Origin of the sequence: Streptomyces sp. NPDC006283, assembly GCF_040613325.1 — a bacterium.
Taxonomy (GTDB): domain Bacteria; phylum Actinomycetota; class Actinomycetes; order Streptomycetales; family Streptomycetaceae; genus Streptomyces.
Genome location: NZ_JBEXRZ010000098.1, coordinates 1 through 24,989 on the forward strand (window position 1 = coordinate 1; position 24,989 = coordinate 24,989).

Consider the following 24,989-nt stretch of genomic DNA (forward strand, 5'->3'; position numbering starts at 1 on the left):
GGCATGGCCGCGGAGAAGAAGAAGCGCAGGGGACGTCACGCGGGCGGCGGCCCGCCGGAGCGTCGTGGCCGGCCCGGTCCTCGAGGTGGCTCCGGAACGGCCCCCCGACGCCGCCGGCGGGGGCGACTCGCTGTTCAGGAACGCCTACGCGCTCATGCTGTCGACCGGGGTGTCCGCGGCGCTCGGGCTCGGGTTCTGGCTGGTGGCCGCGCGGTACTACTCCCAGGAGGCCGTCGGGCAGGGCTCCGCCGCCATCGCCGCGATGCGGCTGCTGTCCTCGCTCACCGCCACCACCATGATCGGCGCGGTCGTCCGGTACGTGCCCCGGGGCGGGCGGGGAACCGGGCCGCTGGTGTGGCGGGCGTACCTGTTCAGCTCGCTCGTCGTGTCCCTGGCCTGTGTGGCGTTCCTGTTCACGCTCGACCTGTGGGGCTCCTCGTACGCGCCGCTCGGCGGGCTGGCCGCCGGGCTGGTCTTCACCGCCTCCTGCGTCGGGTGGGCGTTGCTGACCCTGCAGGACGGGGTACTGACCGGGCTGCGCAGGGCCGTCTGGGTACCCGTCGGCAACGCCGTGTTCTCCGTCGGCAAGCTGCTGCTGCTCGTGGTGTTCGCGGGGACCCTGCCCGTCCTGGGCATCTTCGTCTCCTGGGCCGCCGCCATCGCCCTGTCCGTACTGCCCCTCGGCTGGCTGGTCTTCCGACGGCTGATCCCCCGGCAGGCCGCCGCCGACCATGACCGGGAGCCGCCCGGCCTGCGGGACGTCGGACGCTTCCTGGCGGGCGACTCGGTGGGCGCGCTGTTCTCCCTGGCGATGATCAACCTGTTGCCGGTGATGGTCGCCGTCAGCTTCGACGCCGCGTACAACGGCTACTTCTACATCGCGTACACCGTCGGCGGGACGATGGAGTTCATGGCCATCAACATGGCCTCCTCGCTGACCGCGCACGCCTCGCACAGCCCCGAGACCCTGGCCGCCGGCGTGCGCGGCGCGCTGCGCCGGATGGCGCTGCTGCTGGTGCCCGTCGTGCTGTTCCTCGTCGTGTTCGCACCGCAGATCCTGGCCCCCTTCGGCGAGGACTACGCGGCGCACGGCACCACCGTGCTGCGGCTGCTGGCCGCCGCGGCCCTGCCGCGGGTGGCCGTGGAGCTCTACATCGGGGTGCTGCGGGTCCAGGGCCGTACGGGCCCGCTCGCCGCGCTGCAGGGCGCGATGTGCGTCACGGTCCTGGGCAGCGCGGCGCTGCTGGTGGGCCCGGCCGGGATCGCCGGGGCGGGCTGGGCGGTGCTGCTGTCGATGACCGTGATGGCGCTGGTGTGCGTTCCGGGGCTGCGTGCCGTCCTCACCACCGGGCGGGTGCGCGGTCAGGGACAGCGCGTCCGCGAGGACCGGGCGGTCACCGTGCTGTGGCTGCTGTTCGGGCTCGGAGCAGGACTGTTCTGGACGCCACCGGCGCACGAACCTGCCGGCTTCCACGTCGCATGGGCGGGGGCGCTGCCGCCGCTGAGCCTGGCCGGGATCTCGCTGCTCGTCGTCGTACAGATCACGGCGGCCGCACTGCCGACACCGCAGCCCGGGCTGCTCGGCGGCGGGCTGCTCGCCACCTTCGCCGCGCTGCACGCCGCGCCCTGGAGCGGTCTGCCGACCGCCGCGGGACAACTGCTGTGTCTCGTCGCCGTGCTGTTCCTCCTACGGCTCGCACGGCTGCCGCTCGGCGCACAGTGGGCCGTCCTGGTGCTGCTCATGGCCGGTGCCCGCCACTTCTCGGAGCAGCTCGACGCCGTTCTGCTTCCGCTGCAACTGTCCCTGCTCTGCGCGGTGTCGGCGCTCGCCCTGCTGCGGCGCCGCCGACGCCGGCGCACCGAGTGACGACCTGACAACCCGACGACCTGGGGGAAAAGCGTGCGCTTGCCCGTCACCTCGGACGGAAGACCCGTGGCCGAGCCGTCCGACCCGCCCCTCTCCCGGCCCGCGGGGGTGCGCCGACGCGTGCCCTGGGGTGCGGCGGCGCCGCTCGCCGGGGCGCTCGGCCTGTGGGTGTACGCGGTGGTCCGCACCGATCCGGCCGAGCTGGGCGACTTCGGTCTCGTCGGGGCACTGCCGATCGCTTTCTGGGCCGCTCTCGCCCTGCTGTCGGCCGGCTTCTGGTACTGCGTACGGGGCCCGCGGTGCGGGAACGCACGGCCGCTCGCGTACACGGTGGTGCTGCTTCTGATGGAGCGCGCCACCCAGGCGCTGGTCTACCCCACCGGCCTGTACGCGTGGGCATGGAAACACGACGCGGTCGTGGACCATCTGCTGACCGCCGGCCGGCTGGAGACGACCGCCGAGCGGCTCGGCGACATGGCCGTGTACGACCAGTGGCCGGGGTTCTTCGCCGCTCAGGCGGCTCTCGTGCGGCTGACGGGCGTGGAGAGCGCGGCGGCGTACATGGCCTGGTGGCCGTTTCTGTCGAGCCTGCTGCTGCTCGCCCCGCTGCTGCTCGTCTACCGCACCTTCACCAGGGACAACAGGCTGGTGTGGACGGCGGTATGGCTGTTCTGTGTCGCCAACTGGGTGGGCCAGGACTACTTCTCGCCGCAATCGCTCGCGTTCGCGCTGGATCTGGGCGTGATCGCGGTCGTGCTGCGCCGGGGCGCACGCGGCGCCGAAGGCCCCGAGGGTGGTACGCGGACCGGGGGGCGGGGGCGGGTGCTGGGAGCGGTCCTGCTCGTCCCCCTGATCGCGGCGATCGTCATGTCCCACCAGCTCACGCCGGTGATGCTCGGGGCCGGGCTGGCAGCGCTGTGCCTGACCCGCCGCCACCGCGACCCGGCGCCGCTGATCACACTGGTGCTGATCTTCCTGGCCTGGAACCTGACCGTCTCGCTGCCGTTCCTGCGCGAGGCGGTGCCCGACATGGTCCGGTCGTTCGGCGACGTACGGGGCAACCTCGAGACGGGCTACGGATCGACACCGACCGGCACCGGGCCGGTGGTCGTCTCGTGGGTGGCCCGCCTGCTGTCGGGGGCGGTTCTGCTGCTGATGGCGCTCGGCGTGATGCGCCGCAAGCCGCTGCGGAACCGCGCCCGGCCGCTGCTTCTCCTCACGGCGGTCCCGCTGCTGATGCTCGTCGCCAACGATTACGGAAGCGAAATGATCTTCCGGGTGCTCCTGTTCATGCTGCCAGGCGCCTGCTTCTTCGCGGCCGCGGTGCTGCTCCCGGCGGGCGCGGTGCTGCTCCCGGCGGGCGCGGCGGACCGGGCGGAGGGCTCGCAAGAGGAAGAGGTGGCGGGAGGGTCCGACGCGCCCGCTGCGGGTCGGCTGCGGCACGGCCTGCTGCCGGGGGCCGTGCTGCTCGCGCTGACCGCCGCCTTCGTGCCCGCCTACGCGGGCAAGGACCGGCTCAGCTACTTCCCTCCCGAGGAGGTCGCCCTCGTGCGCCAGGTCATCGACGGCGCGCCGTCCGGCTCGCTCGTCGTCGCCGCGCACCGCAACTACCCGCTGGCGTACGCCTCGTACTGGCAGGTGGGCCACTACTGGTTCCTCGAGGACGCCAAGAGCCACGTCGAGGAGATCATCGACGACCCCGCCCCCGTGCTCGCCCGGGACATGGCGGGTGTGGCCCCGCCCGGCAAGGCGTACTTCCTGCTGACCCGGGGACAGATCGCCAACTCGGAGATGAACGGCATGCTCGGCGCGGCGGAGCTGCGGCACATCGAACGGTCCGTCGCCGCCTCGCCCCTGTTCGAACGGGTCGGCGGCAACAGCGCGGGCGTCGTCTACGAACTCAAGCGCACGACAGGGAGGACCCCATGAGACCTCGGTCGCTCGCCCTCCGGCTGCTGCCGCCGCTCGTCGGCTGGTGCGCCGTCGCCGCCACCGCGCTGCCCGCCGCCTCACCTCTGCGTACTCTGCCCGTCGTCGCGTTCCTCCTGGCGGGGCCCGGCGCGGCCGTCGTCCGCGTCTGCGCACCGGCGCTGCACCGGTTCGGCGCCCCCGCGCACGACGACTTCGGCCGGGACTCCGACCGGCTGGAACAACTCGTCCTGACGCTGTTCCTGAGCGTGAGCGCGGCGATCGTCGGCGCCGCCGCGCTGCTCGCCGCCGGCGCCTTCAGCGGCCTGCGGCTGCTCGTCCTGCTCGCCGCGGCGACCACGCTCGCCGCCTGCTGCCCGCAGCTCACGGGCCGGGCGCCGGCGGCACGCGCCTCCTCCCCGCCGGCGAAGGACGCCACCACATGACCCGCCCCGCCGGCGGTGCGCAAGGGCCGCAACGCCGGCCGTGGATCGCCGCCCTGTCGGCGGTGCTGCTCTGCGGGGCGCTCGCCCTCACGTTCGCGGGCCCGAAGGACGGCACCGCTCCGGCACCGGACAGTCCACGGTGCCGGGCCACCGAGCTGCTGGTCCCCCGCTGCGGCGCATGGTTCGGTGCGTACGTGCGGCACGACAAGACCGACCTGGAGGACAGGGTCCTCGCCTACGAGGAACGGCTCGGCCGCCGGCTCGACATCGTGTACGCGTACCACGACATGTCCACCGACGGACTGGAAGGTCAGCTGCTGACCGAACAGGAGCAGCGGGTCGGCAGGGACCGGCTGCTGCTGCTGTCGTGGGAGAGCAAGTGGTGGAACGGCCGGCCGGAGCAGCAGCCCAGCTGGCGGCAGATCGCCGACGGGCAGCTCGACCGGAGCGTCGTCGACGTGCAGGCGCGGCGCATCAAGGCGTACGGAAAGAAGGTCTTCCTCTCCTTCGACCTGGAGATGGACACCCGCACCCCCGCCAACGGCACGCCCGACGAGTACGTCGCCGCCTACCGCCACATCCACGACCGGTTCCGCGAGCTGGGCGTGGAGAACGTCGTCTGGACCTGGATCATCACCGGCTACACCGGGCACGGCGAATTGTTCCCGCGGCTGTATCCGGGCGACGCCTACGTCGACTGGATCGGCTACAACCAGTACAACTACTTCCGCTGCCACAGGACGGCTTGGAAGAGCTTCGAGCAGACCCAGTCGGCGTCGCACGAGTGGATCAGGCAGCACATCTCCCGCGACAAGCCCCTGATGCTCTCCGAGTTCGGCACGGCGGACGACCCGGCACGCCCCGACGCGCAGGCCGAGTGGTACGCCGAGGTGCCCGGCGTCGTCAAGGAACTGGACGGGGTGCGGGCGGCGCTGCAGTGGAACCACCGCGACCCCGGACCCGGCTGCGACCTGTCGCTGGCGAGGGAATCCTCGTGGCAGAGCTTGCGTGATGCCGTGTCGGACCCGTACTTCCACCAGACCGTGCCGGGCGCCGGCTGAGGCGTTTCCCCGACGGCGCGGGCGCACGGGCGCACAACGTCACACAAGGACACGCACGGGCACTCGGGCGGCTCCCGGCCGTCTCAGCCGGCGAACCGGGGGCCGCCCTTCGCCACGGCGCGGGCACGCCGGTACATCCGCCAGCCGACCGTGGGCAGCGCGTCGGGGAACGGCGCGACCCGCACACCGCCCCGGCCTGCCATCCACGCCTCGACATCCGCCACGGTGTGGCCGCGGCGCACGATGAGGCGGGCGATGCGGTATGCCTCGTCCCTCTCCGAGCTGAGGGCATGCCGCACGGCGACCGCCGACGTGTAACCCGCGGCCTGCGCCGCCCTGCGCACGGCACGGCTGTTGTACCCGTGCGGATAGGCGAGGTGCGCGACGGCATGGCCGAGCACGTCCTCCAACTCCGCCTTGGCCTCACGCAGTTCGCGGCGTAGAGCCTGCGGCGGCAGGGTGTCGAGCTGGGGGTGGGTGACGGTGTGGGCGCCGACCTCCAGGCCGTACTGCTCCAGCAGGGGCGCGCGCGAGAGGGTCATCATCGGCGCGGGAGGCAGGAGGCTGCTCCGGCCGGGGGTGACGGCCCCGGTGGTGAGGTACGCCGTGGCGGGCAGCCGCCTGCCCGCGAGCGCCTCCGCGGTGGGGCCCGGCAGATCGGCGAAGCCGTCGTCGAAGGTGAGGACCACGGGCCGCGGCGGCAGCGGGCCGCCGCGGCCCGTCAGGGCGTCCACGAGTGTGCCGACGATGATCGGGGTACGGCCGCTCGCGACGACGACGTCCAACTGGTCCCCGAACTGCTTCGGGGTGACGGTGAATTCGGCGATCCACGCGGGCGGATCGTCCATGACGGCGTGGTAGAGCAGTACGGGGATCGCCTCCGGCATGTCAGCGCCTCCCGGCGTCGACGTCAGGCAGAGGCGTGCCGCGCAGCCGCAGCCGCGCCCGCGCGTACCCGAGGGGCCCTGCCAGCATTCCCCTGCGCTCCAGGCGGGACAGGTGGCGCGGCCATGGATGCTCCTGCCCCCCGTGAGTGCCGGGCACCCGGCCGGTGCCGCTCTCGCGGCGGGCGGTGATCGCCCGGGCGTGGGCGAGGCCGGCCGGCAGTCTGCGCAGCAGCGCGGGCAACAGACCGGGACGGCGGACCGTCAGCGCCGTCAGATAGGCGGTCAGGCCCGCGCCGTATCCGTACGCCTGGTCGGCCAGGTCCTGCCAGGTCTCCCTGTGGTGGTGCCACACCAACGCCTCCGGTGTGTAGCGCAGCCGGTGGCCGGCGGCGAGAACGGCGGCGAACGCGTACAGGTCGTCGCCGCCCCTGGCGGGCGTGCCGGTGCCGGTGGCCGGGTCGAACCCCCCGAGGCGGCGCAGCGCGGAGGCACGGAACGCCATGTTGGCGCCCGAGCCGAAACTGCCCGCCGTGAACGGGAACAGAGGCTGGTCGGCGGGCGGGAACCGCAGATCGTACGTACGCGGAGCGAAGCCCTTGGCGAAACCCCCGTGGCTCTCCAGCAGGATCTGCGCGGGCGTGTCCAGCCGGGCGGGCAGGATCAGCCCGGTCGCACAGCCGAGGCGCGGGTCGTCGGCGAACGGGGCGGTCAGGACGGAGAGCCAGCGCGGGTCCGCGACGACGTCGTCGTCGGTGAAGGCCAGGACCATGCCGTCGGCGACGGCGATCCCGCGGTTGTGGGCGACGGCGAGGCCGGGCACAGGCTCGACGACGTACCGGACGCGTACGGTCTCGAGGCCGCTGTACTTGTGCTCGACCAGGTCACGGGTGGCGGTCGTGACGGGCGCGTTGTCGACGACGACGACCTCAAAGTCCGGATGGTCCTGGGCGAGCAGAGAGTCGAGCACGCGGGCGAGCCGGTCGGCGCCGTCGCGGGTGGCGACGACGACGCTGGTGCGCGGCAGATCACCGGGCGGCGGCCCGGGGGGCGGTTCCTGGCCGGCGAGCTCGGCGCGGGCGGCTGCGGCGACGGCGTCGGCGCGGTTGCGGCCGGGCGGGATGCGGCACACGACCGTGGCCACGGGCCGCCCGCGCAGCCGCACCAGCGCGAAGACCTCGCCGGCTGCCCCGCCGGGCCCGGCGGCCGCCTCGTCCGTGCCCTGCCCGGCCGGGGCCGGGCCGAAGGCGAGGACCGGCCCGTCGGGGCCGTCCAGGTCCAGTTGGACCACGCTCATCGGCGCGGGCGGCCGAGGCCGCTTGGACGGGGCGGGTCTCTGCGAGCTGCTCAGCATGGTGTCCCCCTGAGTGCGTACATACGGTGTGCGCGGCAGCGCCTGCGGATGCGGGTGCAGATGTGGCCACGGCTGCGGCTGCGGTCCTCGGCCGGGCCCCGGTCAGCTTCCGCCCCGCAGCCGGCCCGCCCGGATCAGCGTCCGTCTCGCCCGTGCCGCCAGCTGCGGGCGGTCCCGTACGAACCCCTGCGCGCGGCGCACCGGCTCGCGACCGAGCACGTACAGCGCGGCCCGCGCCCCCGGCCGCAGGGTCGCGCCCTCGTACACACGCAGCTCGCCCGTCTTCAGCGCGTCCTTGTACTCGGCGTCGCCGCGCCCGAGGTCCAGCATCCCGATGCCTTCGCGGGCCGCCGCCTCCGCCATCCGCAGGTGCAGGACCAGCCCCGGCGAGTACTTGGCGAACTCCGGCTCGTACGCCGGGAACCAGCACGACAGCACGGTCCGCGAGCGCAACCCGAAGTGCGCGGCGACCGGCCGGCGCCCCGCGTACAGCACCGACAGCACACCGCTGCAGCCGTCGGCGCGCGACTCGTGCAGACGACGCACCAGGGCACTGATCCACCGCTGTGCGAAGCGGTCACGACGGCCTGTCCTGCGGTACTGGGCCGACTTCCAGGCGATGAGGGTACGCAGCGCCGCCGGGTCCCGCTCGTCGAAGACGAACCGTGTGTCGCCCACCTGCCGCCCGAGCCTGCGCTCCTTGGCGAGCGTGCTCCGAAGGAACTTCGGCGACTGCGCACGCAGCAGCTCCTCGTATGCGGCGTAGCCCGCGCCGACGTCGATGACGGGCGAGCCGAACCCCTCCGCGTCCCGCTCGAACAGCTGCTGGCCGGCCTCGAGGTTGTCGAACTCCCACGTGGCCAGCGAGCAGGCGCGCAGCAGCTCACGCGGATCGACGTGCAGGCCGGGCCGCAGTACCGCGCCCTGGCAGTCGGACACCCCCAGTCCGATCGCCCTGCCACGACCCAACGGTCCCTGCTCGTACGGGAAGAACCCGGCAGGCTGCCCGTCCTCCCACAGCACGGCCACCCGGGCCGCTGCCCGCACCCGCCCGACGGCGAGGGTGAACTCCGGCTCCATGAACGGATTCGCGGGCGCGCCCGACTTCGCGCGCAGCTCCCGCCACGCCTCCGCCTGACTCGCGCCCATTTCCAACGGCGTCACGACGGTGATACGCACATCGCTCAACTCGACCCCCCGGTCTCCCCCTTGAGCCTTCAACTTCCCCGGAGAGGACGGTACCGGCCGAAATCACGACAGGGTAGGGAGCGTCACGCTTCTTCTGAGGCGTACGGTTTCGCCGCCCCCGCGCCACCCCCGCGCCGGCCCCACGCCTCCCCTGCCCCGCGTCGTGCGCCCACCCGGGCGCGGTCCGGGCCCCGATCCGTCCGACGGTTCGCATCCGCCCGCTGTCGCATGTCGCGCTCCGCCCGCCCGGCGGGTGCCCACGACACTGGAGAGGACACCGGACGGACCACAGAAAAGGACACCGCCATGCCCCCACTCATCGCAGTCACCGGAGCGAGCGGCCGTGTCGGCGGCCGGGTGGCGCGCCGGCTCTCCGGTGCGGACGTCGCGACCCGGCTCGTCGGCCGCGATCCCACCCGGCTGCCCGAACTGCCGGGCGCGCAGCCCTCGCGGCCCGCGACGTACGGCGACAGCGAGGCGATGCGGCGGGCGATCGACGGGGCGGGCACGCTGTTCCTGGTCTCCGCTCACGAGTCGCCGGGCCGGGTGAAGGAACACTGCACGGCGGTGGACGCCGCGATCGCGGCGGGCGTCGAACGGATCGTGTACGTGTCGTTCGTCGGCGCCGCTCCCGACGCGACGTTCACCTTCGCCCGCGACCACTGGCACACCGAGCAGTACATCCGCTCCTGCGGAGTGCGCCACACCTTCCTGCGGGACAACTTCTATCTGGCCGCCCTCCCCGCGATGACCGGGAAGGACGGGGTGCTGCGCGGTCCGGGCGGCCAGGGCCGGGTCGCCGCCGTCTCCCACGACGACATCGCGGACGCGGCGGCGGCGGTGCTGCTGGACGACACCCGTGCGCACGACAGGGTGGTCTACGACCTGACGGGGCCGACCGCGTTCTCCCTCGCGGAGGCGGCGCGGATCCTCGGCGAGGTCACCGGCCGCGACATCCGCTACCAGCTGGAGTCCCGGGAGCAGGCGTACGCCTCCCGGGCCGGATACGGCGCGGAGGAATGGGAGGTGCGGGGCTGGGTCACCTCGTACGAGGCGATCGCCGTCGGCGAGATGGCAGCCGTCTCCGACGCCGTGCCCCGCCTGACGGGCCACCCGGCGCAGGGCCTTCGCGACTACCTGGCCGAGCATCCGAGCGGCTGGCGGCACCTGCTGAACGGGGCGCCCCGGGCCGACTGAACGGCCCTACGGCAGCCTCCGGCCCGCCTTCCAGACCTCGCTCACCAGGGGGACGCCGGGCCGGTAGGCCAGGTGCACATGGCTCGGAGCGTCGAGCAGCACCAGGTCCGCGCGGGCGCCGGGGCGAAGGCGGCCGACGTCCGCGCGGCGCAGGGCCGCCGCGCCGCCGGCCGTGGCCGACCAGAGCGCCTCGTTCGGGGTCATCCCCATGTCCCGCACCGCGAGCGCGATGCAGAACGGCATCGACGAGGTGAACGACGAACCGGGGTTGCAGTCCGTTGACAGCGCGACCGTCGCGCCGGCGTCGATGAGCCGGCGGGCGTCGGGCCACTCGGCGCGGGTGGAGAACTCCGCGCCCGGGAGCAGCGTCGCGACCGTGTTGCCGTTCGCGAGCGCGTCGACGTCCTGGTCGGTGAGGTGGGTGCAGTGGTCGGCGGACGCGGCGTCCAGCTCGACGGCGAGCTGCACGCCGGGACCGTAGGTCAGCTGGTTGGCGTGCACGCGGGGCGTGAGGCCCTTGGCCCGGCCGGCCGTGAGGATCGCCCGGGCCTGCTCGCCGTCGAACGCGCCCTTCTCGCAGAACACGTCCACCCAACGGGCGTAGGGGGCGCAGGCGTCGAGCATCTCGCCGGTCACGAGGGCGACGTAGGCGGCCGGGTCGTCGGCGTAGTCGGGGGACACGATGTGCGCCCCCAGGTAGGTGACCTCGTCGGTGTGCGCGGCGGCGATCCTCAGGGCCCGCGCCTCGTCCTCGACGGTCAGCCCGTAGCCGGACTTGGTCTCCATGACGGTGGTGCCCTGGCGCAGCGCCTCCGCGAGGTAGCGGGCGACGTTGGCGTCGAGTTCCGCGTCGGACGCGGCACGGGTCGCGGCGACGGTGGTGCGGATGCCGCCGGCGGCGTACGCCTGGCCGGACATACGGGCGTTGAACTCGGCGGTGCGGTCGCCGGCGAAGACGAGGTGCGAGTGCGAGTCCACGAATCCGGGGATGACGGCCCGGCCGCCGGCGTCGACCCGGTTGTCAGTGGCGGGTGCTTTGCTCTTCTCACCGATCCAGGCGATGCGGTCGCCGTCGACGACGACGGCCGCGTCCTGGATCAGTCCGAGGGGGGATCCGTCACCGAGGGAGGGGTCGTTGGTGACCAGGCTGGCGATGTTGGTGATCACAGTGGCCGTCGCGGCGACGGCGCTGTTCGTCGTCGCGGGGGCGGGCATCGCCGGGGGGTTGTTCGTCGTCTCGGGGCCGCTGTTCATGATGCGGGGTGTCTCCTTCAGCCGTGCAGTGCGGCGATCGCGTCCGTCAGGGCTCGGGGAACGTCCGGGACGGCTGCGTGCACCCCGTCCCGGACGACGTGGCGGCCGGCCACGACCGTATGGCACACATCCGCCGGCGACGCTGCGAATACCGCCGTCTCGGCTCCCAGACGCGGCGGTGGCCCGGCTGTCCTGACGCTGTCCAGGGAGATGGTCGTGAAGTCCGCGAGCGCGCCGGGCGCGAGGCTGCCGGCCTCGGGCCAGCCGAGCGCGGCGTGGCCGTCGGCCGTCGCGGCGCGGAGCAGCGCGCCCGCAGTCCAGTGGCCACGGGTGCGGGAGCGCAGACGCTCGTTCAGCTCCATGGCGCGTGCCTCCTCGAACAGGTCGATCACGGCGTGGCTGTCGCTGCCGAGGGACAGCGGCGAACCCGCCGCCTGGAGGGCGGGCGCGGGGCCGATGCCGTCGGCGAGGTCGCGCTCGGTCGTCGGACACATGCAGGTGCCCGTCGTCGTGCCGCCGAGCAGCGCGACGTCCTCCCCGGTGAGGTGCGTGTTGTGGACGCCGGTGGTGCGCGCGCCGAGCACACCGTGGTCGGCGAGCAGCCGCGTGGGTGTGCAGCCGTGCGCGGCAAGACACGCGTCGTTCTCCGCGGTCTGCTCGGAGAGGTGGACGTGCAGCGGCGCGTTGCGTGCGGACGCCCAGGACGCGACCGTCGACAGCTGGTCCGCGGGCACGGCCCGTACGGAGTGGATCGCGGCCCCGATCCGTACGTGCTCGCCGTCCTTCAGCCCGTCGGCCCGCTCGGCCCACGCATCTGCGGTGCCGTCGCTGAAGCGCAGCTGGTGGTAGTTGGGCCGCTCGCCGAAACCCGCGGCCAGATAGGCGGTGTCGAGCAGTGTGATCCGGATGCCGGCCTCGTCCGCCGCGGCGATCAGCGCCTCGCCCATCGCGTTCGGGTCGGCGTACGGGACGCCTCCGGGCGCGTGGTGCACGTAGTGGAACTCGCCCACGGCCGTGATCCCGGCCAGCGCCATCTCGGCGTAGACGGCGCGTGCCAGCGCGAAGTACGCATCCGGTGTCAGCTGCGAGGCGACCTGGTACATCACCTCGCGCCACGTCCAGAACGTCCCCGAGCCGACCTGCACCGTGCCGCGCAGCGCGCGGTGGAAGGCGTGCGAGTGTGCGTTCGCGAGGCCGGGGAGTGTCAGGCCGCGCAGGATCTCCGCGCCCGGCGGCGGGGCTTCGGCCCCCTCCCGTACGGCGGCGATCCGCCCGTCGGCCACGTCGAGCGCCACGCCCGGCTCGACGTGGGTGCCGAGCCACGCGTGTTCCAGCCAGTACGTCGTCACCTGCACGCCAGACCCTCCAGTACGTCGGCGAGTGCGATCACTCCGGCCACGCAGTCGTCCTCGGCCGCGGATTCGGCCGGGGAGTGCGAGACACCCGTGGGGTTGCGTACGAACAGCATGGCGGTCGGGATCGAGCCGGACAGGATTCCCGCGTCGTGTCCGGCTCCCGTGCCGAGGACGGGTACCGCACCGCCGAGGATCTTGTTGAGCTCGTCGCGCAGGGCGTGCTCGAACTCGATCACGGGCGTGAACGACTCCCGCACGACCGTGAGGTCCACGCCGTCGCGTTCCGCGCGCTCCCGCGCGGCCTGTTCGACCGCGGAGACGACGGTGTCGAGGGCCGCCTGGTCCGGGGCACGGGAGTCCAGCCAGCCGCGGACGAGGGACGGGATCGCGTTGACGCCGTTCGGCTCGACGGAGATCTTCCCGAAGGTGGCCACCGCTCCCGCGAGTTCCGCCTCGCGGCGGGCGGCGAGGACGGTCTGCGCGTACGTCAGCATCGGGTCGCGCCGGTCGACGAGCCGGGTGGTGCCGGCGTGGTTGGCCTCCCCGGCGAAGTCGAACCGCCAGCGGCCGTGCGGCCAGATGGCGGACGCGATGCCCACGGCGTCGCCCGTCAGGTCGAGCGCACGCCCCTGCTCGACGTGCAGTTCGACGAACGCGCCGATGCGGGCGAGGCGTTCGGGGTCCGGGCCGATGGCGGCGGGGTCGAATCCGGCCGCCTCCATGGCCTGCGGGAGGGTGACGCCGTCCGCGTCGCGGAGTTCGTACGCCTTCTCCCGCGTCAGCTGCCCGGCGGCGAGCCGGGAGCCGACGCAGGCGAGCCCGAACCGTGCGCCCTCCTCGTCACCGAAGTTGGTGATGGCGAGGGGCCGGGTGAACTCCACACCCCTGCGGCGGAGTTCGTCGAGCGCGGCGAAGGAGGAGACGACACCGAGAGGGCCGTCGAAGGCGCCGCCGTCGGGTACGGAGTCGAGGTGCGATCCGGTGACGACGGCGTCACCCGCGAGGGGGTCGCCGAGCCAGGCCCACTGGTTGCCGTTGCGGTCGATCTCGAAGGTGAGCCCACGCTGTGCGGCCTGCGCCTCGAACCAGGCGCGGCAGTCCCGGTCCGCCGCGGTCCACGCGTACCGCCGGTACCCGCCGGTGCCCTCGTGCCGGCCGATGGGGAGCAGGTCGCGCCACATGTCGCGGAACGACGTCCCGGTCGCGGGCGACGGCCCCCGACCCGGGCCCGCCCCCGCCGCGAGTCCTGCTTCCGGGGAGGCTGCACCCCGGTGGTCCCGGTGCGCCGACCCGTCCTGCCAGGGGTCCCTCCCGGGCGTAGCTCGGGGAGAGGGACGATGGCCCGCACTCATCACGCGTCGCCCTCCCGCATGGGGACGCGCACGCCCTTGGCGTCGGCAACGGACTCCGCGATGTCGTAGCCCGCGTCCACGTGGCGGATCACGCCCATGCCCGGGTCGTTCGTCAGGACCCGGCGGATCTTCTCGCCCGCGAGCTTGGTGCCGTCCGCCACGGACACCTGGCCGGCGTGGATCGAGCGGCCCATGCCGACGCCGCCGCCGTGGTGGAGGGAGACCCAGGACGCGCCCGAGGCGACGTTCACCATCGCGTTCAGCAGCGGCCAGTCCGCAATGGCGTCGGAGCCGTCGAGCATGGCCTCGGTCTCGCGGTACGGGGAGGCTACGGAGCCGCAGTCCAGGTGGTCGCGGCCGATCGCGAGGGGCGCGGCCAGCTCGCCGCTCGCCACCATGTCGTTGAAGCGTTCTCCCGCGCGGTCGCGCTCGCCGTAACCGAGCCAGCAGATGCGGGCGGGAAGGCCCTGGAAGTGGACGCGTTCGCCGGCCATCTTGATCCAGCGGTGGAGGGACTCGTTCTCCGGGAAGAGATCAAGGATCGCCTTGTCCGTCTTGGCGATGTCCGACGCCTCGCCCGAGAGCGCCGCCCAGCGGAACGGTCCCTTGCCCTCGCAGAACAGCGGCCTGATGTACGCCGGGACGAAGCCGGGGAAGGCGAACGCCCTGTCGTACCCGGCCAGTTGAGCCTCGCCGCGGATCGAGTTGCCGTAGTCGAAGACTTCGGCGCCGGCGTCCATGAAGCCGACCATCGCCTCGACGTGGCGTGCCATCGACTCGCGGGCGCGGGTGGTGAATCCGGCCGGGTCCTTGGCCGCGTACGAGGCCATGTCGTCGAAGTCGACGCCCGTCGGCAGGTAGGCGAGCGGGTCGTGGGCCGAGGTCTGGTCGGTCACGATGTCGATCGGCGCGCCCTCCGCGAGCATCCGGGGCAGCAGGTCGGCGGCGTTGCCGAGCAGGCCGATGGAGAGGGGGCGGCGGGCGTCGCGGGCCTCGACGGCGAGCTGGAGCGCGTGCTCCAGGGAGTCGGCCCTGACGTCCAGGTAGCGGTGCTCGATGCGTCGCTCGATGGCGCGCGGGTCGCAGTCGATGCAGATGGCGACGCCGTCGTTCATGGTGACGGCGAGCGGCTGGGCACCGCCCATGCCGCCGAGCCCGGCGGTGAGCGTGATCGTCCCGGCGAGGGTGCCGTTGAACTTCTTCGCGGCGACGGCGGCGAACGTCTCGTACGTGCCCTGCAGGATGCCCTGCGTGCCGATGTAGATCCAGGAGCCGGCGGTCATCTGGCCGTACATCGTCAGACCCAGCTGCTCCAGCCGCCGGAACTCCTCCCAGTTCGCCCAGTCGCCGACCAGATTGGAGTTGGCGATGAGGACACGCGGCGCCCATTCATGGGTCTGCATGACGCCGACGGGGCGGCCGGACTGGACGAGCATCGTCTCGTCCTGCTTCAGGGTCTGCAGCGTGCGCACCATCGCGTCGAAGGAGCGCCAGTCGCGGGCGGCCTTGCCGGTGCCGCCGTAGACGACGAGCTTGTCGGGGTGCTCGGCGACCTCGGGGTCGAGGTTGTTCTGCAGCATGCGGAGGGCGGCTTCCTGCTGCCATCCCAGGGCGCTCAGTTCCGTACCGCGCGGTGCCCGTACGGGGCGGGAAGAGTGCCTCGGTTGGGGGTGGCGGTGGGAGACGGGCGGGACTGACATGGCGATGCCTCCTCGCAACGATGTGGGGTTTCTATTCACATAGTCGCTGCCTGAATAGATGTAGTCAACCGCTGCGGCGCGACCCGCCGGGTGATTGGCTGGCGGCATGACTGTCGACCGCCGGGATGTGGCCGTACGAGCGGCCGTGGAACAGGGACTTCTCACCGAGCAGCAGCCCGTGGCCGCTTTTCTCGACGTGGCGGGTATCCGCTCGTCAGTGGCAGCCCTGCGGGCCGCGTTCGCCGCCGTCACCGACGCGCCGGTGCTGCACGCCTTCGCCGTGAAGGCCGCCCCGCTGGTGCCCGTCCTCGCGCTGCTCCACGCGGAGGGCATGGGCGCGGAGGTCGCGAGCCCGGGCGAGCTCGCACTGGCCCGGGCCGCGGGCCTGCCGCCGGACCGGATCGTGCTCGACTCCCCCGCCAAGACCGTCGCCGAGCTACGCGAAGCCCTCGACCTGGGCATCGCCGTCAACGCCGACAACTGGCAGGAACTCGGCCGCGTCGACACCCTCGTCGCCGACGGCGCCGGACAGCCCGTCCCACCGCTCGGACTGCGGGTCAACCCGCAGGTCGGCGGCGGCTCGATCGGGGCACTGTCGACGGCCACCTCCACGTCCAAGTTCGGCGTGGCGCTGAACGACGCGGGTGCCCGGGAGCGGGTCGTCGAGGCCTACCTCGAGCGCCCCTGGATGACACGGCTGCACGCCCACTCCGGCTCCCAGGGAATGGCGCTGGCGCGCATGGCGCAGGGCATCCACGCGCTGTACGAACTCGCCGAGGAGATCAACGCGGCGGCCGGCCGGCAGCAGATCGACACGATCGACATCGGCGGCGGTCTCCCGGTCAACTTCTCCTCCGACGAACACACCCCGGCCTTCGCCGACTACGCCGGACTGCTGAAGGAACGCGTCCCCGGGCTGCTCGACGGCCGGTACGGTCTGGTCACCGAGTTCGGCCGCTCGCTGCTCGCCAAGCACGGCACGGTCCTCGCCCGGGTCGAGTACGCCAAGTCCGCCGGTTCCCGTCCGATCGCGGTCACCCACGCGGGCGTCCAGGTCGCCACCCGCACTGTCTACGACCCCGTGTCCTGGCCGCTGCGGATCGCCGCGTACGACGCCAAGGGACTGCCCAAGGCCGGCCCGGGCGTCGAGCAGGACGTCGCCGGGCCGGCCTGCTTCGCCGGTGACCTGCTGGCGGAGAGGCGGCGGCTGCCGCTGCTGGAGGCGGGCGACGTGATCGCTGCGCTGGACACGGGCGCGTACTACTTCTCCAGCCACTACGGCTACAACAGCCTGCCCAGACCCGCCGTGCACGGCTTCACCTCCGGACAGGACGGCGGGGTGCGGTTCACCACCGTGCGGGAGGCCCAGAGCGTGAGGGAGATCGTCGCGGAGTCGGGCGGGGCGCAACGGGACGCGCTGCTCGGTGAGGAGCGCAGCAACGCCTTGGCCGACTGAAGAGCGCAAGGGAACGCCTCGGCCGGCCGAGGAGTGCGAGGGAACGCCTCGGCCGGCTGAAGAGCGCGAGGGAACGCCTCGGCGGGCGAAGGGACAGCAGGGGCGATTGTCCGACCCCAGTGGTTCCATGGAGCCATGGCCACCAGCAGCGTTGTCGTCGAGCGTCTGATCCTCGCGCCGCCCGGTCCCGTATGGGACGCCCTGACCGACATCTGGGGCTGGCAGCGCACACTCAGCGGCGTGGAGAAGGTCGAGGTCCTGACCGAAGGCGGCTTCGGCGTCGGCACCCGGTGGCGCGAGACCCGGCGGATGCTGGGCAAGGAGGCCACGGAGGAGATGTACGTGACGGTGTGCGAGCCGCCCGAGCGTTATGTGGTGGAGGCCGATTCGCACGGCACCCACTACGTCTCCGAATTCACCGTCGTCCCCGCCGGTCCGGAGGCGACGACCGTCCGGCTGACGTTCGGTGCCGAGCCGCCCGGCGGCTTCATGGGCCTGCTCGCCAAGGTCCTCGGTCCGCTCGGCGCCAAAGCCGTGCGCAAGGCGATAGCGAGGGACCTCGACGACGTGGCCGCCGCGGTGGAGCGGCGCGGCGGCTGACCCGGCAGCGGCTCTCCACCGGATCCGCCCACCTGGGCGCACGCAAGCATCACAGAGGGCGCGCAGGGCAGAAACCTTCCCATCTGACTACGGGAGAGGTGTCTCATGGCCACATCCGCACCGACGTCCACGGACTCACCGGACCGGCAGCCGGCCCTGAAACGGGCCATCGGGCCGAAGCTGCTGATCCTCTTCGTGATCGGCGACATCCTGGGCACCGGCATCTACGCCACCACGGGCAAGGTGGCGGGCAAGGTCGGCGGTGCCCTGTGGCTGCCGTTCGCGATCGGCTTCGTGGTCGCCCTCCTGACGGCAGCGTCGTACGTCGAACTGGTAGGGAAGTATCCGAAGGCCGCCGGTGCCGCGCTCTACACGCAGAAGGCGTTCAAGATCCCCTTCCTGACCTTCATCGTCGCCTTCATGGTGATGTGCTCCGGCCTCTCGTCCGCCAGTGCCGCCGCCCGAGCCTTCAGCGGGGACTACTTCCAGGAGTTCACCGACGCGGTTCCGCCCACCCTCATCGCGATCGTCTTCATCGTCGCCCTCGCCGCGCTGGCACTGCGCGGTGTGTCCGAATCCGTGAAGACCAACGTCGTGCTGACCGCCGTCGAGCTCACCGGCCTCGTGGTGATCCTGTCGATCGGCGCCTGGGCCGTCGTCACCGGCGGCGGAGAGCCGTCCCGGCTGGGCGAGTTCCAGGCGTCCGGCACCGGATACGCGTTGATCACCAGCGTCCTCGGGGCGACCGCCCTCGGGTTCTTCGCCTTCGTCGGCTTCGAGGACTCGGTCAACATGGTGGAGGAGACCCGCGATCCGATCCGCACCTTCCCCCGCGCGATCTTCATCGGTGTCACCCTCACCGGCACCATCTATGTGCTCGTCGCGCTGATCTCGTCCCTGCTCGTCGACTACCGGACGCTGGAGAAGTCCAGCGGCCCGCTGCTGGAGGTGGTCAAGGCCGGCGGCGTCGACTTCCCGCCCAGGCTCTTCGCGCTGATCGCCCTGTTCGCGGTCACCAACTCCGCGCTGATCAACATCATGATGGCGTCCCGGCTCTGCTACGGGCTGGCCAACGAGAAGGTCCTGCCGCGCGGCATGGGCAAGGTCCTCCCCAAGCGCCGCACTCCCGTCAACGGGATCGTGTTCGTGACCCTGCTGGCCATCGGACTGGTGTCGACGGGCGAGATCGAGGGGCTCGGAGACACCACCGCGTTCCTGCTGCTCTGCGTCTTCGCGGTGGTCAACGTGGCCGTGCTGGTGCTCCGCAAGGACCGTGTCGAGCACGCGCACTTCCGTACGCCGACGATCCTGCCGGTCCTCGGCGCGATCACGTCGATCATCCTGGCCAGCCCGTTGGCCGACCGTGCGGCGGACGTCTACATCCGGGCCGGCGTGCTGCTGGCCATCGGCATCGCGCTGTGGGCCGTGAACAAGGTGGTGCTGAAGCTGCGTCACGAGGACGAGATCGGCCGCGGCGAGGCGTAGGGCCTCTCGTTTGGATCATGCCGGGCTCACGGGCCCTGGCACCGCGCACTGACCCGGCCTGATCCAAACGAAAGACCCTAGGGACTCTCTTCGCGGAGCGGATCTTAAGGGGCGGCGCGCATGTTCCGTTGGAAAATGCCAGAACTCGCCCCGACCGACACCACGATGCGTAACCTCTCCGTCACTGCCGCGTTCGTGCGCGGCACACCGAGGCGGGGAGGGGAGTCCGCGTGCCCGGAATCGACGAGTGCCTGCTGCAGGCCATGGTGGTGCCAGGGGCCCGTGGGGCCTCCCTCGTGGACTGGACGAGCGGGCTCGCCCTGGGCGCCGTCGGGGAGACCCCCGGCGGAGACCACGAGGCGACGGCGGCGGAGACGGCCGAACTGGCCCGGATGGCCGCCGAGTACCCGTCGTTCGCTCCCGAGGAGACCCACCCGGAGGGCCTCAAGGGGTTACCCGTCGAGGATCTCATCGTCACCACCCGCACCGGGTACCACGTGGTGCGGTTCGTGGAGACCACGTTCGACAGCAGTGTGTTCCTGCATCTCTGGCTCGACCGGGAGACCGGCAATCTGGCGCTCGCCCGGCTGCGCCTCGCGGACCTCGCAGAGCGGCTGGTCCTCGGATGACCGCAACAGCAACGGGCTCGGCGACGGACGCGATGACGGCCCTCTCGCCGATGCTCGGCAGGCTCGCGGCGGAACGGGCCACCGGCGTCCTCGTCCGTGACAACGGCGCCCTCTACCTCGCCGACGGCCAGGTCGTGCACGCCGAGAGTCCCGCCGCACCCGGCCTCGACGTCCTCCTGACGGCGAGCGGCCGCCTCCCGCGCACGGGCTGGGACGAGGCGGTCGCCAGGGCCGGCGCGCGCCGGGAGGTGGCGCGCTTCCTCGTCGACAGCGGGCAGGTCGCCGACGGGGAGCTGGAGATCTGCCACCTCGGCGCCCTCCACGACGCCGCGTTCTTCACGCTGGCGCCCGGCAGCGGGCCGACCCGGTTCCGCTACGGCGTCGCCCACTGGATCGGCTCCGTGCGTCCCGTGCCTGCCGCGGCCGTGGCCCGCGAGGCCCGCAGGCGGCGTGGGCTGCTGGACTCCGTCTGGCCCCACCCGGAGGTCGACACCGCGCCCCTGCAGCGCCTCCCGGCCGGATACGGCGCGACGGCCACCCCCCGGCAGCGGGCGCTGCTGGCACTCGCCGACGGTGTCCGCACCCCTTCGGTGATCGCCAGGGCCATGGGCCGGCCGGCCTTCAACATCCTGCTCGAAGTACGGCGGATGGCCGCCGCCGGGCTCGTCGTGACACCGTCCGGGCCGGCCGCGACCGAACCCGCCCCGCTGCCCGCCTGGGTCGCCGACTTTCCCTCCGACCCGGACATCGCCCTGCTACGCCGGCTCCGCGACGCACTGGAGGCAAGCCTGTGACACACCGCACGACCCACCGGGCCCGGCGCACGCCGTCATGAGGCGCGCCCTGAGGCTGCGCGCCGAGAGGAGACAGCTCATGACGGCCGAGACCGAGGTGCTCGGTGAAATCAGACGCCTGCGCGCCCGTTTGCCGCAGCTGAGGGGCGTGCTCGCGGCGAGCATCGACGGCCTGGTGCTGGCGACGGACACCGCGGAGGCGGAGAGCGTCGCCGCGCTCACCGCCGCCGCGCTCTCGGTCGCGCAGCGGCTGACGGAGACCACCGGGCAGGGCGGCTTCAAGGAGTTGCTCGTCCGGGGCGAGTCGGGCTACGTCGCCACCTACGCGGCCGGCTCCTCCGCCGTGCTGACCGTGCTGGCCGAGCCCCGTACCAACGTGGGCCGGCTCCACCTCGAGGCCCGTCGTGCCGGCGCCCGGGTCGGGGCGCTGGTCGACGCCGCCCTCGAACGGCCCCAGGACGCCTGATCCGATGAACGCCACCCCCGCCGACCCCACGGAACCACCACCCGCACCGCCACGCGCACGGACCGGAGGAAGCACCCGGACCGGGCGCACCACCGCAAGAACAACCACCGGACGGAAGGAAAGTACTCCTGCCATGGCCAACACAGAGACCACGCTCAAGGAAGCCACCGCCATCGAGGGCGCCATCGGCGCCGCGCTCGTCGACTACACCAGCGGTATGGCGCTGGGCACCATCGGCGGCGGCAAGGACCTCGATCTGAACGTGGCCGCCGCGGGCAACACCGACGTGGTCCGCGCCAAGGTCCGCACGATGGAGCACCTCGGCCTCAAGGACGAGATCGAGGACATCCTGATCACTCTTGGCTCCCAGTACCACCTGATCCGGCTCATGAAGGGCCGAGGCACCAACGGACTGTTCCTGTACCTGGCACTCGACAAGGAGCGGGCGAACCTGGCGATGGCCCGCCACCAGCTGAAGAAGATCGAGGCCGAACTGGAGATCTGAGCCTCTGTCGGCGCCGCGCCCCTCCGGGCGCGGCGTCGCCGGCCGCGATCCCGGTGGTACGAAACTCCGTGACCGGCCTGCCCACCGTACCGGCGGCCGGCCCGTCGGTACGCATCCACAACAGCGCCTCCTCGGCCCGCTCGCGGCGGCCCAGCCACGCCGCCCCTCCGAGCGATCCGCCCGGCCGATCCATGCCGTGCGCGAGGACAGTACCTGGATCCGAAGGGCGCCTGAGAAGGACCGCCGCGCCTCCGGGCGGAGTCGTCACTCGGCGAAGAGCCCGCGTTCGGCCGCTCGGACGTCGAAGTCCTCCAGCCGGGCCTGGGCGTCCGGCAGTCCGTCGCACATCGCTTCCAGCAGGACCCGCCCGAGCAGCATCGGCGCGCAGGCCGTGTCGAAGGCCAGGCCGGTGCCGACGGCCGCGGGGATCAGCAGATCGCTGTGCGCGGCGACCGGCGCGAACGCCGAGTCCGCGACCGTGACCACCGTGAGGCCGACGGAGCGCGCGTACTCGAGTGCTTCGACGACCTCCTTGGGGTGCCGTGGCAGGGCGAAGCACAGCAGCGCACTCGCACCGGCCCGACCGGCGGCGTCGATACGGTCCGGGAGCATCGAGCCGCCCTCGTCGAGCAGCCGTACGTCCGGGTGCACCTTGGCCGCGAAGTACGCGAACCCCCGCGCCTGCGAGGCCGCTGCCCGCAGCCCCAGCACCGGCAGCGGCCGGGAGGCGGCCAGCAGCCGCCCGGCGCGCTCGACGAGCGCCGGCTCGGCGAGCATCTCCGCGAGCCCGCGCAGATTCTCGATCTCGGCCTGGACGGCCTGCTGGTACTCGTTGAAGGCGTCGCCGCCGGTGGCCGTCTCCGGCGGCACGACCTCGCGCAGATGCCTGCGCAGCGCCGGGTAGCCGTCGAAGCCGAGGGCGACCGCGAAACGGGTGACGGACGGCTGGCTCACCCCGGCGAGTTCCGCCACCTCCACACTGGACAGGAACGGCACGTCGGCCGCGCGACGCACCATGCAGTGCGCGATCCGGCGCTGGGTGGGGGTGAGCCGGTGTCCCTCGAACAGCTGCTGCAGTCGTCCGGCAGGGCTGTCGCTCATGCCATCCCCCATCCTCCGGCCGGCCTATTCAGTCATCAAGAACTCTGCATGACGATATGCAGGCCGGGCAAGGCAAGCCCCGCACGTCCTGCCGAAAACGCCCCGGCGGACGGCCCGCCCGTGGGAGGCGTGCCGTCCGCCGGGGCGCGGTGGAGCCGGTCAGTCCCCGATCTGCTCGGCGATCTGCTGATCACCGGCCATCGCGCCGGCCCAGAGCCGGACCTCCGCGATCCGGCCCGGCAGGTGGTGCTGCCAGGCCCCGGAGGTGAAGGCCCTGCCCAGTGCGAAGTCCCCGGCGCCCATCTTGGCCACGAACGTCTCCGGCTCTCCGTTGAGCACATGGCCCAGTCGCAGCGAGATCGTCCCGTCCTGGGCGTCGTGAATTCCGGTCAGCCGCACGATGCTGTCCAGCTCGGCGACCTCTTCGGACACCACGGACGAGAACGTGCCGTCGGCGCCCAGCCGGCCGAAGTGCCATTTGCCGACCGGCACCGTCTTCTCCTCGAGAGTCTCCGGGTCGACGACGGTGTCCTTTCCGGACAGCTCGAACCACAGGCCCCAGGCCGAACCGTCCGCTGTCCGCTGCCCGACGATCTGGCCCTTGTGTCCCACGTCCTTGGCCAACAGCTGGGCGCTGCTCAGCGCCACCTGCGTGGTCACCGTGAAGGAACCCGTGTCGTCGATCACCGGGCCCGTGACGGTCACCGCGTCGTCGACGCCGTCCAGGACGATCTCGTCGCCCTCGACGGCCGCCCCGCCGGACAGGGTGAGGTTCCTGCCGTAGCCGGACGTCGTGTCGGTGATGGTGGCCCCCGACGCCCGGGACGCGGACCAGTCGGCCACCAGCTCGGCGCCGGCGAAACCGTCCGACGTCAGCAGCCGCGCCTCGTCGGCGATCTCCGCGGCGGACAGCTTGCGCTGCCAGGCCGCCACCTCGTCGATCGATCCGTTGAAGGCCCAGTAGCGTTTGCCCGCCCACAGATACCGGCCCATGTTGAAGGAGCCGGAGGAGGACCAGGATCCGGGCACGGTGCTGGTGCCCTGGAGCCGGCCGTTGACGTAGAGCTGCAGTTCCCGGGTGGCCGGATCGTAGGTACCCGCCAGATGTGTCCACGCGTTCACGGGGGCGATGTCCTTCGCCCGGACACCGAAGTACGCGGTCCCGGTGTCCTCGTCCTTCTCCTTCACGCCGAACACCCAGGAGTCGTACGACGTCTCGTACCACAGCAGGAAGGAGCTGTAGTTGGCGCCGTCCTGGGACAGGACGATCGCGTCCTGCGCCTTGGTGTTCAGCCGTGCCCACGCGGACACCGTGTAGGCGGACCGGGTCTCCAGGACCGGGCCGCTGGTCGCCGCGTACGCGCCGCTGCCGTCGAGGGACAGGCCCCTGTCGATGACGGGCGTCGCCAGCGGCACACCGGCGGCGTCGTGGGTGATCACGCCCCGGCGGCCCCGGTCGTCCCGGGTGGCGGTGCCGCCGAGGGACGCGTCGTGGCGGGCCGATCCGCCGGCGGTGGCGGAGTCCACCGCAGTTCCCGTGGCCTCGTCGAAGTGCCAGCGGCCCACCGGGCCCTCACCCGCGGCGACCAGGAAGTCGACGACCTGCTGGGCGCCCCAGCGGCCGACCTCGTCCTGGGCACGGGCGTAGACGCGGAAGGTGCCGGAGCGGTCCGGGGTGATGACGCCCTGCCAGCCGCCGGTCACCTTGGTCGCGTTGCTCCAGGCCGCGGTCTGGGTGAGGCGGTACTGGTAGGCCACGTTGTTGTCGCCGGATGCCGGGCCGAAGGCGAAGGTGCTCTTGACGCCCGGACCGCCGCCCGCGGCGCACGCATTGGTGGTGCACTCGGTGTAGGGAGACCCGACGGTGATCGTCGGTGCCTTCGGCGCGGTCGTGTCGACCGTGAAGTAGCACGGTGTGGTGTATCCGGTGTTCAGCCGGTTCGACCCGTCCTCGTAGTGCGACAGCGTCAGTGCCTTGAGCCGGTACTTGGTGCCTTCGGTGAGGGTCGGCAGACTCTTCGACTGCTTGACCAGGTTGCCGACGTAGCCGGAGGTCGGGCTGTCTACGTCGGTGTGTGCCGTCACCCAGGAGGTGCCGTTCCACCGGTCCGTGCGCCATCGGATGCGCAGGTTCGCGCCCGACTCGCCGCCGGACGCGGTCTGTGGGCGCCCTGTCACCAGCGGTGTGGGGTCGGAGACGACGGCCGGGTCGTTGGCGTCGGTGGAGCAGACCAGGCCGGAGCCCGCGACGAGACCGACCTCCTTGGGGAGCGCGGGAACCGCCACGTACTTCACCGCCAGGACGGCGTCGTTGCGGAACCGCTTCCAGGCAGACGTGTCCGACTCGTCGTTCGCACGCAACTGCAGCGTCAGCCTCGAGAACTTGC

21 protein-coding genes are annotated in these 24,989 nt (G+C 72.4%); 12 read left to right on the top strand and 9 right to left on the bottom strand.

Annotation, left to right across the window (positions count from 1 at the left end; genetic code table 11):
* Positions 1-154: 154 nt before the first annotated feature.
* From ABZ070_RS20750 to ABZ070_RS20765, 4 genes are all read left to right on the top strand, one after another.
* Positions 155-1,867: a hypothetical protein gene (locus ABZ070_RS20750; protein ID WP_356635929.1), complete on the top strand. Its 1,713-nt coding sequence runs from the start codon at positions 155-157 to the stop codon at positions 1,865-1,867.
* A gap of 66 nt (positions 1,868-1,933) precedes the next feature.
* Positions 1,934-3,796: a glycosyltransferase gene (locus ABZ070_RS20755; RefSeq protein ID WP_356635895.1), complete on the top strand. Its 1,863-nt coding sequence runs from the start codon at positions 1,934-1,936 to the stop codon at positions 3,794-3,796.
* Positions 3,793-4,221 (top strand): hypothetical protein, encoded by a 429-nt coding sequence (locus ABZ070_RS20760; RefSeq protein ID WP_356635897.1) that lies wholly within the window; start codon positions 3,793-3,795, stop codon positions 4,219-4,221. Before ABZ070_RS20755 ends, ABZ070_RS20760 begins: the two co-directional genes overlap by 4 nt.
* Positions 4,218-5,282, top strand: coding sequence for a glycosyl hydrolase (locus ABZ070_RS20765; RefSeq protein ID WP_356635899.1), 1,065 nt, complete (start codon positions 4,218-4,220; stop codon positions 5,280-5,282). The genes ABZ070_RS20760 and ABZ070_RS20765 overlap by 4 nt, the downstream gene beginning before the upstream one ends.
* 83 nt (positions 5,283-5,365) lie before the next feature.
* On the opposite strand, the gene ABZ070_RS20770 is transcribed toward ABZ070_RS20765, so the two are convergent.
* The 3 genes from ABZ070_RS20770 to ABZ070_RS20780 all read right to left on the bottom strand — a co-directional run bounded on the left by ABZ070_RS20770 (position 5,366) and on the right by ABZ070_RS20780 (position 8,669).
* On the bottom strand, positions 5,366-6,169 hold the full coding sequence (locus ABZ070_RS20770) for a polysaccharide deacetylase family protein (RefSeq protein ID WP_356635901.1): 804 nt from the start codon (positions 6,167-6,169) through the stop codon (positions 5,366-5,368).
* A gap of 1 nt (position 6,170) precedes the next feature.
* Complete coding sequence (locus tag ABZ070_RS20775) at positions 6,171-7,463, bottom strand: glycosyltransferase family 2 protein (protein WP_356635931.1); 1,293 nt, start codon at positions 7,461-7,463, stop codon at positions 6,171-6,173.
* A 159-nt stretch (positions 7,464-7,622) separates the two neighbouring features.
* Entirely contained in the window at positions 7,623-8,669 is a 1,047-nt protein-coding gene (locus ABZ070_RS20780) for a GNAT family N-acetyltransferase (protein ID WP_356635933.1), read from the bottom strand.
* Between the two features lie 345 nt (positions 8,670-9,014).
* Between ABZ070_RS20780 and ABZ070_RS20785 the strand changes: the two genes are divergently transcribed.
* Positions 9,015-9,905 carry an NAD(P)H-binding protein gene (locus tag ABZ070_RS20785; RefSeq protein WP_356635903.1) on the top strand — a complete coding sequence of 297 codons (891 nt, stop codon included), beginning with the start codon at positions 9,015-9,017 and terminating at the stop codon, positions 9,903-9,905.
* 6 nt (positions 9,906-9,911) lie between these two features.
* Here ABZ070_RS20785 and hutI read toward each other — a convergent pair whose 3' ends face one another.
* From hutI to hutU, 4 genes are all read right to left on the bottom strand, one after another.
* Positions 9,912-11,120, bottom strand: coding sequence for an imidazolonepropionase (hutI, locus tag ABZ070_RS20790; RefSeq protein ID WP_356635935.1), 1,209 nt, complete (start codon positions 11,118-11,120; stop codon positions 9,912-9,914).
* 56 nt (positions 11,121-11,176) lie between these two features.
* Positions 11,177-12,514: a formimidoylglutamate deiminase gene (locus tag ABZ070_RS20795; protein ID WP_356635905.1), complete on the bottom strand. Its 1,338-nt coding sequence runs from the start codon at positions 12,512-12,514 to the stop codon at positions 11,177-11,179.
* A complete protein-coding gene (locus ABZ070_RS20800; RefSeq protein WP_356635907.1) occupies positions 12,505-13,695 on the bottom strand; it encodes an allantoate amidohydrolase in 1,191 nt (396 codons plus the stop codon). The genes ABZ070_RS20795 and ABZ070_RS20800 overlap by 10 nt, the downstream gene beginning before the upstream one ends.
* A gap of 170 nt (positions 13,696-13,865) precedes the next feature.
* Complete coding sequence (gene hutU / locus ABZ070_RS20805) at positions 13,866-15,566, bottom strand: urocanate hydratase (protein WP_356635909.1); 1,701 nt, start codon at positions 15,564-15,566, stop codon at positions 13,866-13,868.
* Positions 15,567-15,672: 106 nt separating this feature from the next.
* Between hutU and ABZ070_RS20810 the strand changes: the two genes are divergently transcribed.
* From ABZ070_RS20810 to ABZ070_RS20840, 7 genes are all read left to right on the top strand, one after another.
* Entirely contained in the window at positions 15,673-17,022 is a 1,350-nt protein-coding gene (locus ABZ070_RS20810; RefSeq protein WP_356635911.1) for a diaminopimelate decarboxylase, read from the top strand.
* A gap of 135 nt (positions 17,023-17,157) precedes the next feature.
* Positions 17,158-17,622 (top strand): SRPBCC family protein, encoded by a 465-nt coding sequence (locus ABZ070_RS20815; RefSeq protein WP_356635913.1) that lies wholly within the window; start codon positions 17,158-17,160, stop codon positions 17,620-17,622.
* A gap of 105 nt (positions 17,623-17,727) precedes the next feature.
* The gene (locus ABZ070_RS20820) at positions 17,728-19,107 is read left to right on the top strand and encodes an APC family permease (RefSeq protein WP_356635915.1); all 1,380 of its coding nucleotides are present in this window, start codon (positions 17,728-17,730) and stop codon (positions 19,105-19,107) included.
* 230 nt (positions 19,108-19,337) lie between these two features.
* The gene (locus ABZ070_RS20825; RefSeq protein WP_356635917.1) at positions 19,338-19,736 is read left to right on the top strand and encodes a hypothetical protein; all 399 of its coding nucleotides are present in this window, start codon (positions 19,338-19,340) and stop codon (positions 19,734-19,736) included.
* Positions 19,733-20,530, top strand: a complete 798-nt coding sequence (locus tag ABZ070_RS20830; protein ID WP_356635919.1) for a transcriptional regulator — start codon at positions 19,733-19,735, stop codon at positions 20,528-20,530. The genes ABZ070_RS20825 and ABZ070_RS20830 overlap by 4 nt, the downstream gene beginning before the upstream one ends.
* A 79-nt stretch (positions 20,531-20,609) precedes the next feature.
* A complete protein-coding gene (locus ABZ070_RS20835) occupies positions 20,610-20,996 on the top strand; it encodes a roadblock/LC7 domain-containing protein (protein ID WP_356635921.1) in 387 nt (128 codons plus the stop codon).
* A gap of 133 nt (positions 20,997-21,129) precedes the next feature.
* Entirely contained in the window at positions 21,130-21,501 is a 372-nt protein-coding gene (locus ABZ070_RS20840; protein ID WP_356635923.1) for a hypothetical protein, read from the top strand.
* Between the two features lie 264 nt (positions 21,502-21,765).
* On the opposite strand, the gene ABZ070_RS20845 is transcribed toward ABZ070_RS20840, so the two are convergent.
* A complete protein-coding gene (locus ABZ070_RS20845) occupies positions 21,766-22,602 on the bottom strand; it encodes a MurR/RpiR family transcriptional regulator (protein WP_356635925.1) in 837 nt (278 codons plus the stop codon).
* 159 nt (positions 22,603-22,761) lie between these two features.
* Positions 22,762-24,989: LamG domain-containing protein (locus ABZ070_RS20850; protein ID WP_356635927.1), on the bottom strand; the 2,228-nt coding region annotated here is incomplete at its 5' end.